At 56.0% G+C, this 282-nt stretch carries 1 protein-coding gene; it reads right to left on the minus strand.

Features of this window, described 5'->3' with window-relative positions:
• On the minus strand, positions 1-272 hold a 272-nt coding region (locus EII42_RS12785), incomplete at its 3' end, for an SdrD B-like domain-containing protein (protein WP_233558431.1).
• Positions 273-282: the final 10 nt, after the last annotated feature.

Raw genomic sequence — 282 nt, forward strand, 5'->3', positions numbered from 1 at the left:
TCATCCCCAACCTCAGGCTTGGTCGGAATGTAATCGCCGGGAACGCTCACCACGGTAACGGTGTACTTCTCATCGTCACCGATCACCGGCAACTTCTCGAACAAGTACTTACCGCTCGCATCAGTCGTGACATCGCCAACGAGATCACCGTTGACGTCCTTGACCGGCTGACCATCCGGACCCGTGATCTTCAACACCGCACCGACAATCGGGCGATCCGTAGCATCCTGCAGACCATCCTTGTTCACATCGAACCACACATAGTCACCCACCGAAACCTCG

The organism is Tessaracoccus sp. OH4464_COT-324, from assembly GCF_003932855.1.
Lineage (GTDB): Bacteria > Actinomycetota > Actinomycetes > Propionibacteriales > Propionibacteriaceae > Arachnia.